The sequence below is a fragment of the Pseudomonas batumici genome (assembly GCF_036585405.1).
GTDB lineage: Bacteria > Pseudomonadota > Gammaproteobacteria > Pseudomonadales > Pseudomonadaceae > Aquipseudomonas > Aquipseudomonas batumici.
Genome location: NZ_CP144470.1, coordinates 4,143,212 through 4,158,281, shown reverse-complemented (window position 1 = coordinate 4,158,281; position 15,070 = coordinate 4,143,212). Strand labels below are relative to the sequence as shown.

Genomic DNA, 15,070 nt, shown 5'->3' with positions numbered 1-15,070 from the left:
TCAGTCGCGCGCCAACAGGCGCGGGGCAAGCTCTTTGAGCGCGCGACGGTAGACCTCGCGCTTGAATGTCACCACCTGGCCCAACGGGTACCAATAGCTGACCCAGCGCCAGCCATCGAACTCCGGTTTACCGGTCAAATCCATCCGCACCCGCTGCTCGTTGGAGAGCAGGCGCAGGAGAAACCATTTCTGTTTCTGGCCGATGCACAGCGGTTGGCTGTGGGTACGCACCAGACGTTGCGGCAAACGATAGCGCAACCAGCCCCGGGTACAGGCCAGAATTTGCACATCTTCACGTTCCAGGCCGACTTCTTCGTTCAATTCGCGGTACAAAGCGTCTTCAGGCGTTTCGTCAGGATTGATCCCGCCTTGCGGAAACTGCCATGCATCTTGATTGATCCGGCGCGCCCATAGGACCTGACCGGCATCATTCGTCAGAATTATCCCGACATTAGGACGGAAACCATCGGGGTCGATCACGGCAACCACCTCGCAAACGCATGTCGCCGCATTGTTCCACAAAGGTTGTGAAAGCAGCAACGAGCCTGCCTACCTTATGTGCACTCTTGTGAAAAGACCGTATTCTGGTGGCCTTTTTACAGGCTTTTCAGCGAGTAACCGCAATGCGTCTGGCTATATTCGACTTGGACAACACACTTTTGGGCGGTGACAGCGATCACGCCTGGGGCGATTACCTCTGCGAGCGGGGCATTCTCGATCCGGTGGCCTACAAAAACCGTAACGACGAGTTCTACCAGGACTACCTGGCGGGCCGCCTGGACAACGCCGCGTACCTGAATTTCTGCCTGGAGATTCTCGGTCGCAGCGAAATGGCCCAGTTGGACGAGTGGCATCGCGACTACATGCGCGACTGCATCGAGCCCATCGTGCTGCCCAAGGGCCTGGAGCTGCTGGCCCGGCACCGGGACGCCGGCGACAAGCTGGTGATCATCACCGCCACCAACCGCTTCGTGACGGCACCGATTGCCGCGCGGCTGGGAGTCGAGACCCTGATCGCCACCGAGTGCGAGATGATCGACGGTCGCTACAGCGGGCGCAGCACCGATGTACCGTGCTTTCGCGAAGGCAAGGTGACGCGCCTGAACCGTTGGCTGGAAGAGACCGGCCTTGGCCTGGAAGACAGCTATTTCTACAGCGATTCGATGAACGACCTGCCGTTGCTGGAGCAGGTGGCCAATCCCGTGGCGGTGGACCCGGACCCGAACCTGCGGGCCGAAGCCGAGAAGCGTGGCTGGCCGGTGATCAGCCTGCGCGACTGACCACACCTTCGCGACCAAACCGGTACTCAGGCCGGTTTGGCGACCATCAGGTAGAAAATCGCCATGAAGGACAGAAACGCCGGCCAGCCCAGGGCAAACCACCAGCGCATATAGGTCTCAGCCTGGATCGGCATCGCCGTCCCCTCGCGCAGGGCCTGCCCGGCCATCTTGTGCACCCGGATCTGCAGCCATACCACCGGCAACCAGCAGATCCCCGCCAACAGGAACAACCCCAGACTCCACGTCAGCCAGTTTTGCTGGATCGGCCACCCCGCCAGATACATCAGCCCCAGCCCGCTCAACGGCTGGAACACCGCCGTGGTCGTGGTAAAGGCCCAATCGGCGAACACCAGGTGCTTGAAGGTCACCGCGATCACCTCGACCTGGCCCGTGCGCCAGGCGCGCAAGGCGTAGTACGCGGAACCGGCGCCCAGGCCGAAGAGAATGGTGGAAGACAGGATATGCAGGGTTTTGAGCAGTAGATAAGCACTCATCGACGCGGTTCAGTCCAAAGCAGCCAGAGGGTCGCCACCATCAGCACCAGGTTCTTGGCGACGGCGGCATAAGGGTCAAGCCAGTAGTGCGGCAGCACGAAGCTGATGATCAGGGTGTAGCCGCTCATCAACAGCAACTGGGCCTGGAACGCCCGCCTGCGCCAGCGCTTGAACAACATCCCCAGCCCCAGCAGCCCGTCGCACAGCGCCCCGGCGTAGACCGCGAACACCGCAGGCGTGCCGCTCACACCGGCCTCGGCCATGATCCGTAGGCTCCAGTCATAACCCGGCCCCAGGCACACCGCCGCCGTGCCCAGCCAGATCAACAGCATCACCGCCAGCAGCAACGGACGCAGCGCCCATTGGGCACTCTGGCCGGCGTTCGGCCAGTCCACCAGGCGGGTCGACAGCGGTGCGACCCGGTAACCGCAGACCGCGGCCAGCGCCTCGGGGTCCGCGACATTGTCGCGCCGGGCCATGCGCAGGCTCTGGTGATTCAAGGCCCGCCAGCCCAGGCGCTCGCCCAGCCAGGCAGCGGCCCGCGACAGGATTCCCGGTACGCTCACATAGCGCGCCGGCGCCCAGCCCTGGGCAGCGCGCAGCTGATCGAGCACCTGCGCCAAGGTCAGCGCCTGCGGCCCCACCAGCGGCAACACCTGGGACTGCGCCGGCCAATGACGCAGCAAGGCCAGCACCGCGGCGGACAGATCGTCGATATGCAGCGGCTGCAAGCGGGCATGCAGGTCCAGCAGCGGGATCAGCGGCCACGGCGACAGGCGCGCCAGCCAGGCACTGCTGGCCCCGCCCGCCCCCACCAGCAACGAGGGCCGCAGCACCACGGCCTGTACGCCGAGCGCCATCAGGTAGTCATCCGCCGCCGCCTTGCTCGCCAGGAACGGCACATCCGGCTGCTCGCCGGCGCCCAGCGCGGAAATGTGCAGCACCCGCACGCCCTGGCGCGCCGCCAGGTCGAACAGCGCCCGGGTGCCCAGGTCCTGGGTCAGGCGCAACGCCTGCTCGTCGACACTCAGCAACCCGGCGGCATTGATCAGCAGGTCGATACCGTGGGGCAGGATGAAATGCTTGGCGTCAGTGGCCAGCCGATCAAGATCGAGCACCTGCCATTCGACACCCGGCACCGAGCGGACGTGGTGGCCGCGGCTGGTGGCGATCACTTCATGACCCGCGGCGTTCAACGCAACCAGCAAATGGCGACCGACGAACCCCGTGGCCCCCACCAGAAGCACCTTCATGACAATTCCCCGGCCTGGCGGTTTAAACCGGCTTCGCGCCCATCAGGCCCGCAATGGCGACAAAACCGACAACCGTGAAAATGGCCAGGGCCAGCGTGAACCCCGGATGCCGCGCCGTCATGCCACGGCGCAGGCGATTGAGACGGACCACCAGCCACAGCCAGCTCAAGGTACAGAGGGTGTAGAGCACACTCGAACCCAGCAGCCAGGTCTGGCCCAATGGCCAGCCGGCCAGGTGCACCAGCCACCAGCCACTGACCGGCAGCACGGCCAGGCACAGCGCCATCAGTGCCCAGACGAAAAACCAGGGGCGCTGCAAGGTGTGATTCTGAACAGTCAGATCGCCGGCACGGCGGCCGCGCCAAAGCCTGATCGCCACCGCCAGCGCGCTGCCCAGCAAAAGTACCGGTGCCACGGCGTGTAGCAGTTTCAAGGCAGTGAAGGTTTCCATTTCATCGTTTCCCTGGTTTTACGATCAACTTTCGAGCAGCAGTGCCTTGCCCATCAGCTTAGCAGCCATCTGCCTCGCTTCAGCCGAGGAACAGCTGATACGCCGGGTTATCGCTTTCATCCCAATACGGGTAGCCGATTTCCGCGAGGGCGGCCGGTACCTGGTGACGCTCTTCCTCCGGCACCTGCAGGCCCGCGACCACCCGGCCATCCGCGGCGCCATGGTTGCGGTAATGGAACATCGAGATATTCCAGCGCCCGCCCAGCTTGTTGAGGAAGTTGAACAACGCCCCCGGACGCTCCGGAAACTCGAAGCGCAGCACCATCTCGTCGCTGACACGGGCCGCATGGCCACCGACCATATGGCGGATATGCAACTTGGCCAATTCGTTGTCGGTCAGGTCGAGCACCGGGAAACCCTGGCGGGTCAGGCTGTCGATCAGGACACTGCGCGGATCGCTGTCGGGATGGGTCTGAACGCCGACGAAAATATGCGCTTCATGACCGGTGTGATAGCGGTAGTTGAACTCGGTGATCTGACGCTTGCCGATGGCCTCGCAGAACGCCTTGAAACTGCCCGGCTGCTCCGGGATGGTCACGGCGATGATGGCTTCGCGCCCTTCGCCCAGTTCGGCGCGCTCGGCCACATGGCGCAGGCGGTCGAAGTTGACGTTGGCGCCGGAGTCGATGGCCACCAGGGTCTGCCCGCTGATCTTGCGCGATTCGACGTACTTCTTGATCCCCGCCACACCGAGGGCGCCGGCCGGTTCGGTGATCGAGCGGGTATCGTCGTAGATATCCTTGATGGCGGCGCAGATCTCGTCGGTGCTGACAGTGATCACCTCGTCGACATAGTCCTTGCAGATATCGAAGGTGTGCTGGCCGATCTGGGCCACGGCCACGCCGTCGGCGAACAGGCCCACGGAAGGCAATACCACCCGCTCACCGGCGGCCATGGCCTGCTGCAGGCAGTTGGAATCGTCCGGCTCGACACCGATCACCTTGATGTCCGGCCGCAGGTACTTCACATAGGCCGCAATACCGGCAATCAACCCGCCACCGCCGACCGGAACGAAGATCGCATCCAACGGGGCCGGATGCTGACGCAGAATCTCCATCGCCACGGTGCCCTGCCCGGCAATGGTGTGCGGATCATCGTAGGGGTGGATGTAGACGTAGCCTTTTTCCTCGACCAGCTTCAGCGAATACGCCAGGGCTTCGGGGAACGAGTCGCCGTGCAGCACCACTTTGCCGCCCCGGGAGCGTACGCCTTCGACCTTGATTTCAGGGGTGGTCTTGGGCATCACGATGGTGGCCTTGACCCCCAGCACCTTGGCCGCCAGGGCCAGGCCCTGGGCATGGTTGCCCGCCGACGCCGTGACCACGCCACGCGCGCGCTCGGCGTCGCTGAGCTGGTTCAGCTTGTTGTAGGCACCGCGAATCTTGAAGGAGAACACCGGCTGCAAGTCTTCACGCTTGAGCCAGACCTGGTTGCCCAGCCGCTCGGAGAGCTGGCGAGCGGTCTGCAACGGGGTTTCCACGGCAACGTCGTAGACGCGCGAGTTGAGGATCTTCTTGACGTACTGTTCAAGCATCGGAAGGCATCGCTGGCGGGTGTGGACAGGGACCGACGAGTCTAACCCAGCGCTTGCGGCAACGACCACAGGGTTCCTGAGGTTTTGTTGCCCACGCCAGCGGTTTGCCACGGGGCCCGCCTGCGGCCAAACGGGCAATGACCTTCCCGGCCCTGGCGCTTATAATGCCGGCCTTCCGTACATCCCCTGCCCGCTTCCGGAGCCCGCATGACCCAGGATCAACTCAAACAGGCCGTGGCCCAAGCCGCTGTCGACTTCATCCTTCCCAAGCTCGATGACAAAAGCATCATCGGCGTGGGCACCGGCTCCACCGCCAACTGCTTCATCGATGCGCTGGCCCAACACAAGGGCGCCTTCGACGGCGCGGTCGCCAGCTCCGAAGCCACCGCCGCGCGCCTCAAGGGCCACGGGATCCCGGTCTATGAGCTGAACACCGTCAGCGACCTGGAGTTCTACATCGACGGCGCCGACGAAAGCGACGCCCACCTGAACCTGATCAAGGGCGGCGGCGCGGCCCTGACCCGCGAGAAGATCGTCGCGGCCGTGGCCAAGACCTTTATCTGCATCGCCGACGGCAGCAAGCTGGTCCCGGTGCTCGGCGCCTTCCCGCTGCCGGTGGAAGTGATCCCGATGGCCCGCAGCCATGTGGCGCGGCAGTTGGTGAAACTGGGGGGCGATCCGGTGTACCGCGAAGGCGTGTTGACCGATAACGGCAACATCATTCTGGATGTGCACAACCTGCAGATCACCAACCCGGTGGAGCTGGAAAGCCAGATCAATGCGATTGTCGGCGTGGTCACCAACGGCCTGTTCGCGGCGCGTCCGGCGGACCTGCTGCTGCTGGGCACCAGCGAAGGCGTGAAAACCCTGAAGGCCTGATGCAAACGCCGCCTCCCCCTACCGGGGGAGGCGGTCGTGATTAACGGACGCTGCTGTCGAAGCGGCTGGCGCCCGGCAATTCCAGCACCAACTCATCCCCTGCATTCAACGGACCGACACCCACCGGCGTGCCGGTCAGGATCACATCGCCGGCCTGCAACGAGAAGCACGCCGCCATGTACTGGATCATCGGCACGATCGGGTTGAGCATGTCCCTGCTGATGCCATCCTGGCGGACCTGGCCGTTGATGGTCAGGCGAATACCGATCCGGGTCAGGTCCGGGAAGGTGCTGCCGACCACGAACGGCGCCAGCACGCAGGCACCGTCGAACGACTTGGCGACTTCCCAGGGCAAGCCCTTGCTCTTCAACTCCGACTGCTTGTCACGCAAGGTCAGGTCCAGGGCCGGGGCAAAACCGGAAATGGCATCCAGCACCTCTTCGACACTGGGCTTGGTGGACAACGGCTTGCCGATCAACACGGCAATCTCGGCCTCGTAATGCACCGAACCCCGGTCCGCCGGGATGCTGAAACCACCCTCGACCGGCACCACGCAACTGCCCGGCTTGATGAACAGCAACGGCTCGGTCGGCACCGGATTGTTCAGCTCATGGGCGTGCTCGGCGTAATTGCGCCCGATGCACACCACCTTGCCGATAGGAAAGTGAATGCGGGTACCGTCGACATACTGGTGCTGATAGCTCATTACCGACTCCTGGTCGTTGTCATCAGTGACTTCAGGTTCAAACCGCGAAGATCTTGCCCGGGTTCATGATCCCGTTCGGATCGAACACCGCCTTGATCGCCTTCATGTATTCAATTTCCGCCGGGGAACGGCTGTAGGTCAGGTAATCGCGCTTGGTCATGCCCACGCCGTGCTCCGCGGAGATCGAACCGTTGTACTTCTCGACGGTTTCGAACACCCGCTTGTTGACGGTGGCGCATTTGGCGAAGAACTCGTCCTTGCTCAGGCTTTCCGGCTTGAGGATGTTCAGGTGCAGGTTGCCGTCGCCGATGTGGCCGTACCAGACGACTTCGAAGTCCGGGTAGTATTCACCGACGATCGCGTCGATTTCCTTGAGGAAAGCCGGCACTTTCGACACAGTGACCGAGATGTCGTTCTTGTACGGCGTCCAGTGGGAAATGGTTTCGGAGATGTACTCGCGCAGCTTCCAGAGGTTCTGCAACTGGGTTTCGCTCTGGCTCATCACGCCGTCCAGCACCCAGCCCTGCTCGACACAGTGCTCGAAGGTTTCCAGGGCCTGGTTGGCCACATCGAGGGTGGTCGCCTCGAACTCCAGCAGCACGTAGAACGGGCAGTCGGTTTCGAACGGCGCCGGCACGTCGCCACGGCCGAGGACCTTGGCCAGGGCCTTGTCGGAGAAGAATTCGAAGGCGGTCAGGTCCAGCTTGCCCTGGAACGCATGCAGCACCGGCATGATCGAGTCGAAATCCGCGGTGCCGAGGACCATGCAGGTCAGGTTCTTCGGCGCCCGATCCAGGCGCATGGTGGCCTCGACCACAAAGCCCAGGGTGCCCTCGGCACCGATGAACAGCTGGCGCAGGTCGTAGCCGGTGGCGTTCTTGATCAGGTCCTTGTTCAGTTCCAGCAGATCGCCCTTGCCGGTCACCACCTTCATGCCGGCCACCCAGTTACGGGTCATGCCGTAGCGAATCACCTTGATCCCGCCGGCATTGGTGCCGATGTTGCCGCCAATCTGGCTGGAACCGGCCGACGCGAAGTCCACCGGGTAGTACAGGCCCTTTTCTTCGGCCAGGTTCTGCAACTGCTCGGTGACCACGCCCGGCTGGCAGACCGCGGTACGGTCGGTGAGGTTGATGTCCAGCACCTGGTTCATGTAGTCGAAGGAGACCACCACTTCGCCGTTGGCCGCGACAGCCGCGGCGGACAGCCCGGTACGACCGCCCGAGGGCACCAGTGCGACCTTGTGCTGGTTGGCCCAGCGCACGATGGCCTGGACCTGCCCGGTGGTTTTCGGGAACACGATGGCCGTCGGCGCGGGCGCGAAATGCTTGGTCCAATCCTTCCCGTAAGCGTTCAGGGAGTCGGCATCGGTCAGGACCTTGCCAGGCTCGACCAAGGTCTTCAGCTCATCAATCAGGGCAGACTGGGTCATCGGCAGAACTCTCAAACAATTCATGGTCATCCTGCGGACACTTCATGTCGCAGAATGAGTGTTTGCGGGTCGCATATGCTAGCATACGCCCCCCGCAGAAGCGTGCTATCAGGCCGATCTGCGGTGCCGGCGATCACGCCGCGCGGTCAGCTCAAGCTGTCCATTTCCCTGCCATTTTTCTCCGGGACACAGGTTTACGCAGATGAGCAAGACTTCTCTCGATAAGAGCAAGATCAAGTTCCTTCTTCTCGAAGGCGTCCACCAATCCGCAGTCGACGTCCTCAAGGCCGCCGGGTACGTCAACATCGAGTACCACACCAAATCCCTGCCGGACGCCGAACTGAAGGAAAAGATCGCCGATGCCCACTTCATCGGCATTCGCTCGCGCACCCAACTGACCGAGGAACTCTTCGATCACGCGAAGAAACTCGTCGCCGTGGGCTGTTTCTGTATCGGCACCAACCAGGTCGACCTCGACGCGGCTCGCCAGCGCGGCATCGCCGTGTTCAACGCCCCGTACTCCAACACCCGCTCCGTTGCCGAGCTGGTGCTGGCCGAGGCGATCCTGTTGCTGCGCGGTATTCCCGAGAAGAACGCTTCCTGCCATCGCGGTGGCTGGATCAAGAGCGCGGCCAACTCCTTTGAAATCCGCGGCAAGAAGCTGGGGATCATCGGTTACGGCTCGATCGGTACGCAGTTGTCGGTCCTGGCCGAAGGCCTGGGCATGCAGGTATTCTTCTACGACACCCTGACCAAGCTGCCGCTGGGCAACGCCACCCAGGTTGCGAACCTGACCGACCTGCTGGGCATGTCCGATATCGTCACCCTGCACGTTCCGGAAACCGCTGAGACCCAGTGGATGATCGGCGAGAAGGAAATCCGCGCGATCAAGCCAGGCGGCATCCTGATCAACGCCGCACGCGGCACCGTGGTCGAGTTGGACGCCCTGGCGAGCGCGATCAAGGACCAGCACCTGATCGGCGCGGCCATCGACGTCTTCCCGGTGGAGCCACGCTCCAACGACGACGTGTTCGAAAGCCCGCTGCGTGGCCTGGACAACGTGATCCTGACCCCGCACATCGGTGGTTCGACAGCCGAAGCCCAGGCCAACATCGGCCTGGAAGTGGCGGAAAAACTGGTCAAGTACAGCGACAACGGTACTTCGGTATCGTCGGTGAACTTCCCCGAAGTGGCCCTGCCGGCTCACCCTGGCAAGCATCGCCTGCTGCACATCCACGCCAACATCCCGGGTGTAATGAGCGAAATCAACAAGGTCTTCGCGGAAAACGGCATTAACATCTCCGGTCAGTTCCTGCAGACCAACGAGAAAGTCGGCTACGTGGTAATCGACGTCGACGCCGAGTACTCGGACCTGGCGCAAGAGAAGCTGCAACACATCAAGGGCACCATCCGGTCCCGCGTATTGTTCTAAGCTTCAAGCGCCGGACGAAAAAAGGGAGGCCTGCGAGGGCCTCCCTTTTTTATTTGTGCAAACTTACTTCACATTGACAGTGATGACTTTCGAAGCGACGGTCGGATCGAACTGCATGTGACCCTTGTCACCCGCCACCAGTTGCAAGGTGTGCTTGCCCGGGGTCAGGGTCAGTTGGGTTTCGGTCTGGGCCTTGCCGTAGTGGATCACGGTGTCGCTCGCCGGGATCGGCAGGGTCGGATCCGGCAGGGCTTTCTGGTCGACCAGCAGGTGATGGTGGCCGGAGTTCGGCGCAAGGTCGCCGGCGGGCTTGAGGTCCATGCCCTTCATGCCGAACTTGACCGTGAAGGTCTTGTCGACCGTGGCGCCGTTTTTCGGCGAAACGATAAAGACCTTGGCGTCTTTCGGCGCCGCAGGACGCGGGAGTCCATCCGCGGCAAGCGCCAGCATCGAAGAACCCAGCAAAACAGTAGCCAACGCGACACGAGATACTAAGGTTTTCATTAACTTCTCCAGTTTTCCGCAATTTCAGTACGGTGATGACAACTTCGTAGTGATTTGTTGTCCAAGGCACTCAACAACATAGCAAAGCGTGCCGAAACGGCGCGGTACATATTTGTATTTCATTTCGGGAGCGACCATGCGCGTTTTGCCTGGCCTATTACTTCTACTGCCTCTTGCCAGCCCTTTCGTCCAGGCTGAACTGATTGATGACGTCAACGACCGGGGCGAATTGCGTATTGCCCTGGAAGGGGACATGCGCCCCTTCGGCTTCACCGAGTCCGGTCGCCTGACCGGCTTCGAGGTCGAACTGGGCGAACAACTGGCCCGGGAACTGGACGTGCAAGCCTCGTTCGTCCCCACCGACGCCGCTGATCTGCTGCAAGGCGTCGAGAGTGGCAAATACGATGTCGCCCTCAACCACATGGCTATGACCGCGGAACTGCGCAAACGTTATGACTTCAGCGAACCTTATGGTTACGCCAATGCGCAATGGCTCGCGCACAAGGAAGCGCCGCCGACGCAGATCCCGTTCGCCATGCAGGAAAACTCGCTGGCGGTCACGCAAGACGCGTCCGGGGCGCCAACCGTGACCCTGGCGATTCCGTTCCAGAAAGGTAATCCGGCGTTCCAGGCCAGTCTCGACAAGGCGTTGCAGCGCTTGAAAGCGGACGGACGCCTCGCGGCGCTCTCGCAGAAATGGTTCGGGATGGATGCCACCCAGCCGCCGCAGCAGTGAGCCGACAGGGGTGCAGGTGTTCTAGGGTCTGTACGAAAACTCGCCGAGCGGCGATCAGGCAAGGCAAAAACAGGCGAGGAAGCGGAGTGTAGGGGCCTACATGAGCATTCCGAGCCTGTTTTTAACGCAGCATGATCGTCGCGCAGGCAGTTTTCGTACAGAGCCTAGGGTTTTGCGCGATGCTCCAGGTTCCGCAGGGCGACGACCGCTTCAGCCAGTTCCAACTCACTGAACACCTGCACCCCGGCCTGCTTCAACAACGCCGCCGTCACCCCTTCGCCGCGAACCTTCACCCCGCTGAAGCTCCCGTCGTAGGTCAGCAGGTTGCCACAGGACGGGCTGTTGGCCTTGAGCACCGCGAGACGAATGCCATGCTGCTGCACCAACGCCAGCGCCTGGCGCGCGCCAGAGAGAAAGGCCTCGCTGACGTCCTCGCCCTCGGTGGTAATGACCCGGGCCAGCCCCTCCAGCACCTGCGCGCCCTGCCCACCGGGAATTTCCGCTGCCGCACGGGGCGTCGGCAAGCCGCCGGCCACTTCCGGGCACAAAGGCACCACCCGTCCCTCAGCCTGCCAACGGGACAGTTGCTCATAAGGCCCGCTGGCCCCGCCGTCATAGCGCACGAGATGCCCCAGCAGGCAGCGACTGACCAGAATCTTCTGCTTCATGGAAACGGCCCATTGCCGCGCCGACGAAACCAGCCGGTCAAGGACAGGCGCTCGCGGGTCGCCGGCAACACTTCATGGGGCACATCGCCCGAGAGGAACACCACCAGGCAACCGCCGGTCGGAACCACGTCATGTTCCACGCCGTAGTCCAGATACATCCGTAGCTGACCGCCATGCTCCGGCAACCAGGCGTCGTTCAGATAGATCACCACCGAGACCATTCGTCGGTCATCGTCGTGAAAGCGATCCAGATGCGTTTTGTAGAAGGCCCCTGGCGGGTAGAGCGCGAAATGGCTTTCGAAATCCTCGAGCCCCAGGAACAACCCACGGTTGAGGGCCTCGCGCAGGCTGTCCATCAGCCCCAGGTATTCATCGCAGGCCTCGGCCTGGCCCGGTTCCAGCCACTGGATATGGTCGCCGCGAATCCCCTCGCGCACTTCCTGGGCCGGCCCGCGCCCCACCCCGGCCGGCGCCAGCTCGCCTTCGGCGGCGCGTCGGCGGCACTCGGCGGCCAGGGCCACGGTCAGCGCCTGCGGCAGGAAGATGTTCTGCTGCGACCAGCCGCGCTCGGCCAGGTCGTCGACGATACGTAACAGCAGCGGATGATCAGAGGGTATGTGCATGCCGCGCATAGTATCCAGATGCCCGAAAATCCGACAGAGCCGCCTGAACGACTTACAGGAATTCTCGACAAGTACGGCGCCCGCCGGGACAATAGCCGGCTGTAGACAGGAGTCCCTATGCGCCGTTTGCTTTTTTCGCTGTTGATGTTCTGCACCTTGCCCGCCTGGGCAGACAGCCACGACCAGTTGTACCGGGTCGCCGGTTGGCCGGAACAGCGCGCGCATTTCAACGATGCCCTGAGCGCTGCCCAGCAGAAGTATCGCAACAGCCTGCCGCCGGCGGTCTACGACGCGCTGGTGAGCAACAGCAACCAGCGTTTCGCGCCCCAGGCCATGGACCAGCGGGCCGAGGCCCAGTTGCGCCAGCACCTCGACAACCCGAAACCGGCACTGACGTTCTTCCAGTCGCCGCTGGGGCGCAAGATCGTCTCCGCCGAACTGCTCGCCACCCGCCGTGACCAATTGGCCAAGAACGCCCAGGGCCTGCCGCATATCGAAGCCAGTGCCACCCGGCGCCTGCTGATCAACCACCTGGGCCGGGCCCTGCCGGCGCGCGAGGCCGGGGCCGAAGTGACCCTGGCCATCGCCGGCGTGGCCGCCGACAGCCTGAGCTCGATGCTCCCCGGCCTGCTGGGCAGCGGCGCGACACAAGGCATGCTGAACGGCCAGCGCGAGCGCTTGATGCAACAGATCGGCAAAGACCTGGATAACACCTTGCTCTACGTCTACCGCGGCCTGTCGGACCCGGAGCTGGAGGAGTTCACCACCTTTGCCGAATCGCCGGAGGGCAAGGCCTACTATCAGGCCGCACTCGCCGCGATCCGCGCGGGGCTGGCGGTGGGCCAGAACCTGGCGCCGGCGCCGCAGCCCGGGGGCTGAGCAGCAAACGTCCTCGCCAGTACCTACGCGGTCTGTGCCTGCCCCTCAAGGGACCACGCCGCGACCCACTCCCGCACGTCGGCGTAGGGATACGCCTCCAACGCTGAAAACCCCGGTAGCGCCCTCGCCTTCAACTTCGTAAACAACGGCACACTGATACCGCAGAGGAAGCGCGTCAGGCACTCCGCGCTCGGTGAATGCCCGTTGTGCTCCTGGTGCCTGTGGATAAAGCCACTGCACAGCCCCGGGAAGTCCCGCTGCTCAAGCGCAGGCAAGGCCGGCGGCTCCGGCAGGAATGCCACCTGCCCGTGACACACCGAACAATGCCCGCAGCGCTCGGGCGCCTGCTCATCGCCGAAATAGCGGGCCAGCCGATAGCCCAGGCATTGCTCGCTCGCAAACAACGCCAGCATCGCGTGAATCCGCGCAATCTCGCTGACCTCATGCTGAGCGAAACAGGCATACAGCTCCAGGCTCAGGGCATGGGGATCGAAGTCGCTGACCAACAGGCTGTAGACCTCGGTCATCTGCTTGCTTTCCAGCTCGATCCAGCGCCGCTCCTGGAAAAAGTCCAGGGCCTTCACCACCCGGCCGCGCTCGGCCCGATGCTGCTGATACAGCGCGTCGAAATTCACCGTGGCCCAGGTCCGGGCGCGACTGGAGGTCTGGATGATCGCCGAGACAAAGTCGCGCCGCTCGCCCTCGAACTTCGCCAGCAACACCTCGGGCTCCACCAGGAACTTGAACCGGTATTCGGCAAAGTACGCATAACGCGGCGCGATCAAGCCACGCAACTCCAGCTGGACCAGGAGTGTCTTGAGCGGCAACTGGCGAATATTGCTCTGGTCCGCCAAGGGCCCGAGCAGGAACTCCCACTGTCCGTCCGGGAGCGCGCCCTTGAGCTCATCCAGCACGCGCCGAATCCCCTCCAGCTCCGGCGTATCGCCGTAGACGAAGTTCTCCAGCACGTTGAGGCTGTCGCGATTGGCCAGCACCAGGCAATCGGAAGGTTGGCCGTCGCGTCCGGCCCGACCGATTTCCTGGCTGTAGTTCTCGATGGACTTGGGCAGGTCGAAATGCACCACGTTGCGGATATCGGCCTTGTCGATACCCATGCCGAAGGCAATGGTGGCGACGATGCAGTTCAACTGCCCGGCCATGAACTGCTTCTGGATCGCCTCGCGCTGCTCATTGGGCAAGCCGGCGTGATAGGCCGTGGCCGGGATAGCATTCCGGCTCAGGTGCTGGGCGATCTGCTCGGCGGTCTTCTGCAGGGTGACGTAGACGATACTTGGCTGCCCGACGCGCCCGCCCAGCCACTCCACCAGCCGGCGCTGCTTGTCCTGGCTGCCGACGGGTTCCACCAACAGGTTCAGGTTCGGACGATAGAAACCGGTGGTGACCACATCGCCCGGCGCGATGGCGAACTTGGCCTGCATGTCGGCGATCACCTTCGGCGTGGCGGTGGCGGTCAACAGCAAGGCCTGGGGAATGCGGAACTGGCGCTGATACTCCGGCAGCTTCAGGTAGTCGGGCCGGAAATTGTGGCCCCATTCGGAGATACAGTGCGCCTCGTCCACCACCAGCAGGGAAATCCGCACCTGCTGGAGAAAGTTGCGGAAGCGCTCGTTCTTCAGGCGCTCCACGGAAATCATCAGGATCTTCAGCTCACCGGCGCGGGCACGGGCCATCACCGCATTGGCCTCGTCGCGGCTCTGGGCCGAATCGATGCTTGCCGCCGCAATGCCGTGGCGCTGCAGAAAGGCCAGCTGGTCCTGCATCAGCGCCAGCAGCGGCGACACCACCAGCGTCAGGTGCGGCAGCAGCAGCGCCGGCAGTTGATAACACAGGGACTTGCCGGACCCTGTGGGAAAGATCGCCGCCGCCGAACGCCCGGCCAATACCGCGCCGATCGCCGCTTCCTGGCCGTCGCGAAACTGTGGATAACCAAAAACCCGCTGGAGGGTGTCGTGCATAAGCTGTCACTCCGTTGACCGCTGTGGATAAACAAACCCTAGGCGGTCGGGCGAGAAAAGGTCCGAGGCAAGCATTACAAACTGCTACGGCGCGCCAGACTAGCGCAAAGCAGGCCGCGGTTGCGCGATGGCGACCAATACCCGGATACAAATCCCCAGGTGC

At 63.1% G+C, this 15,070-nt stretch carries 16 protein-coding genes; 5 read left to right on the top strand and 11 right to left on the bottom strand.

The features are described 5' to 3' along the window. The gene (locus tag NUH87_RS18790; protein WP_040071746.1) at positions 1-480 is read right to left on the bottom strand and encodes an RNA pyrophosphohydrolase; all 480 of its coding nucleotides are present in this window, start codon (positions 478-480) and stop codon (positions 1-3) included. A gap of 143 nt (positions 481-623) precedes the next feature. On the opposite strand from NUH87_RS18790, the gene NUH87_RS18785 reads away from it, so the two are divergent. Then, positions 624-1,280 carry an HAD family hydrolase gene (locus NUH87_RS18785; protein WP_338522232.1) on the top strand — a complete coding sequence of 219 codons (657 nt, stop codon included), beginning with the start codon at positions 624-626 and terminating at the stop codon, positions 1,278-1,280. A 26-nt stretch (positions 1,281-1,306) separates the two neighbouring features. On the opposite strand, the gene NUH87_RS18780 is transcribed toward NUH87_RS18785, so the two are convergent. The 4 genes from NUH87_RS18780 to ilvA all read right to left on the bottom strand — a co-directional run bounded on the left by NUH87_RS18780 (position 1,307) and on the right by ilvA (position 5,072). After that, positions 1,307-1,774 carry a DUF2269 domain-containing protein gene (locus NUH87_RS18780; protein WP_338522230.1) on the bottom strand — a complete coding sequence of 156 codons (468 nt, stop codon included), beginning with the start codon at positions 1,772-1,774 and terminating at the stop codon, positions 1,307-1,309. Beyond that, positions 1,771-3,027, bottom strand: coding sequence for an SDR family oxidoreductase (locus NUH87_RS18775; protein WP_338522229.1), 1,257 nt, complete (start codon positions 3,025-3,027; stop codon positions 1,771-1,773). Before NUH87_RS18775 ends, NUH87_RS18780 begins: the two co-directional genes overlap by 4 nt. 22 nt (positions 3,028-3,049) lie before the next feature. After that, positions 3,050-3,478: a DUF2269 domain-containing protein gene (locus NUH87_RS18770; protein ID WP_338522228.1), complete on the bottom strand. Its 429-nt coding sequence runs from the start codon at positions 3,476-3,478 to the stop codon at positions 3,050-3,052. 79 nt (positions 3,479-3,557) lie between these two features. Beyond that, positions 3,558-5,072, bottom strand: coding sequence for a threonine ammonia-lyase, biosynthetic (ilvA, locus tag NUH87_RS18765; RefSeq protein WP_422393870.1), 1,515 nt, complete (start codon positions 5,070-5,072; stop codon positions 3,558-3,560). Between the two features lie 207 nt (positions 5,073-5,279). Here ilvA and rpiA point away from each other — a divergent pair, with 207 nt between their 5' ends. After that, positions 5,280-5,951, top strand: coding sequence for a ribose-5-phosphate isomerase RpiA (rpiA, locus tag NUH87_RS18760; RefSeq protein ID WP_338522226.1), 672 nt, complete (start codon positions 5,280-5,282; stop codon positions 5,949-5,951). Between the two features lie 40 nt (positions 5,952-5,991). Here rpiA and NUH87_RS18755 read toward each other — a convergent pair whose 3' ends face one another. Then, entirely contained in the window at positions 5,992-6,657 is a 666-nt protein-coding gene (locus tag NUH87_RS18755) for a fumarylacetoacetate hydrolase family protein (RefSeq protein WP_338522225.1), read from the bottom strand. Between the two features lie 37 nt (positions 6,658-6,694). Next, positions 6,695-8,089 (bottom strand): FAD-binding oxidoreductase, encoded by a 1,395-nt coding sequence (locus NUH87_RS18750; RefSeq protein ID WP_338522224.1) that lies wholly within the window; start codon positions 8,087-8,089, stop codon positions 6,695-6,697. 202 nt (positions 8,090-8,291) lie between these two features. Between NUH87_RS18750 and serA the strand changes: the two genes are divergently transcribed. Beyond that, positions 8,292-9,521 carry a phosphoglycerate dehydrogenase gene (gene serA / locus NUH87_RS18745; RefSeq protein WP_338522223.1) on the top strand — a complete coding sequence of 410 codons (1,230 nt, stop codon included), beginning with the start codon at positions 8,292-8,294 and terminating at the stop codon, positions 9,519-9,521. A gap of 63 nt (positions 9,522-9,584) precedes the next feature. Here the strand turns inward: serA and NUH87_RS18740 are convergent, their stop codons facing one another. After that, positions 9,585-10,025 carry a DUF4399 domain-containing protein gene (locus NUH87_RS18740; protein WP_338522222.1) on the bottom strand — a complete coding sequence of 147 codons (441 nt, stop codon included), beginning with the start codon at positions 10,023-10,025 and terminating at the stop codon, positions 9,585-9,587. Between the two features lie 136 nt (positions 10,026-10,161). Between NUH87_RS18740 and NUH87_RS18735 the strand changes: the two genes are divergently transcribed. Continuing rightward, positions 10,162-10,761, top strand: coding sequence for a transporter substrate-binding domain-containing protein (locus tag NUH87_RS18735; RefSeq protein ID WP_338522220.1), 600 nt, complete (start codon positions 10,162-10,164; stop codon positions 10,759-10,761). Positions 10,762-10,925: 164 nt separating this feature from the next. On the opposite strand, the gene NUH87_RS18730 is transcribed toward NUH87_RS18735, so the two are convergent. Further along, positions 10,926-11,429: a DUF523 domain-containing protein gene (locus NUH87_RS18730; protein WP_338522219.1), complete on the bottom strand. Its 504-nt coding sequence runs from the start codon at positions 11,427-11,429 to the stop codon at positions 10,926-10,928. Next, positions 11,426-12,061, bottom strand: coding sequence for a 2OG-Fe(II) oxygenase (locus NUH87_RS18725; protein WP_338522218.1), 636 nt, complete (start codon positions 12,059-12,061; stop codon positions 11,426-11,428). The genes NUH87_RS18730 and NUH87_RS18725 overlap by 4 nt, the downstream gene beginning before the upstream one ends. A 108-nt stretch (positions 12,062-12,169) precedes the next feature. On the opposite strand from NUH87_RS18725, the gene NUH87_RS18720 reads away from it, so the two are divergent. After that, on the top strand, positions 12,170-12,931 hold the full coding sequence (locus NUH87_RS18720) for a DUF2059 domain-containing protein (RefSeq protein ID WP_338522217.1): 762 nt from the start codon (positions 12,170-12,172) through the stop codon (positions 12,929-12,931). A gap of 23 nt (positions 12,932-12,954) precedes the next feature. On the opposite strand, the gene NUH87_RS18715 is transcribed toward NUH87_RS18720, so the two are convergent. After that, positions 12,955-14,907, bottom strand: coding sequence for an ATP-dependent DNA helicase RecQ (locus NUH87_RS18715; protein ID WP_338522216.1), 1,953 nt, complete (start codon positions 14,905-14,907; stop codon positions 12,955-12,957). Positions 14,908-15,070: the final 163 nt, after the last annotated feature.

Bases quoted from the DNA above. Each gene is read 5' to 3' on its own strand.
- NUH87_RS18715 (WP_338522216.1), bottom strand. From the start codon at position 14,907: ATGCACGACACCCTCCAGCGGGTTTTTGGTTATCCACAGTTTCGCGAC.
- NUH87_RS18725 (WP_338522218.1), bottom strand. From the start codon at position 12,061: ATGCGCGGCATGCACATACCCTCTGATCATCCGCTGCTGTTACGTATC.
- rpiA (WP_338522226.1), top strand. From the start codon at position 5,280: ATGACCCAGGATCAACTCAAACAGGCCGTGGCCCAAGCCGCTGTCGAC.
- serA (WP_338522223.1), top strand. From the start codon at position 8,292: ATGAGCAAGACTTCTCTCGATAAGAGCAAGATCAAGTTCCTTCTTCTC.
- NUH87_RS18750 (WP_338522224.1), bottom strand. From the start codon at position 8,089: ATGACCCAGTCTGCCCTGATTGATGAGCTGAAGACCTTGGTCGAGCCT.
- NUH87_RS18720 (WP_338522217.1), top strand. From the start codon at position 12,170: ATGCGCCGTTTGCTTTTTTCGCTGTTGATGTTCTGCACCTTGCCCGCC.
- ilvA (WP_422393870.1), bottom strand. From the start codon at position 5,072: ATGCTTGAACAGTACGTCAAGAAGATCCTCAACTCGCGCGTCTACGAC.
- NUH87_RS18780 (WP_338522230.1), bottom strand. From the start codon at position 1,774: ATGAGTGCTTATCTACTGCTCAAAACCCTGCATATCCTGTCTTCCACC.
- NUH87_RS18785 (WP_338522232.1), top strand. From the start codon at position 624: ATGCGTCTGGCTATATTCGACTTGGACAACACACTTTTGGGCGGTGAC.
- NUH87_RS18775 (WP_338522229.1), bottom strand. From the start codon at position 3,027: ATGAAGGTGCTTCTGGTGGGGGCCACGGGGTTCGTCGGTCGCCATTTG.
- NUH87_RS18755 (WP_338522225.1), bottom strand. From the start codon at position 6,657: ATGAGCTATCAGCACCAGTATGTCGACGGTACCCGCATTCACTTTCCT.
- NUH87_RS18770 (WP_338522228.1), bottom strand. From the start codon at position 3,478: ATGGAAACCTTCACTGCCTTGAAACTGCTACACGCCGTGGCACCGGTA.
- NUH87_RS18735 (WP_338522220.1), top strand. From the start codon at position 10,162: ATGCGCGTTTTGCCTGGCCTATTACTTCTACTGCCTCTTGCCAGCCCT.
- NUH87_RS18730 (WP_338522219.1), bottom strand. From the start codon at position 11,429: ATGAAGCAGAAGATTCTGGTCAGTCGCTGCCTGCTGGGGCATCTCGTG.
- NUH87_RS18740 (WP_338522222.1), bottom strand. From the start codon at position 10,025: ATGAAAACCTTAGTATCTCGTGTCGCGTTGGCTACTGTTTTGCTGGGT.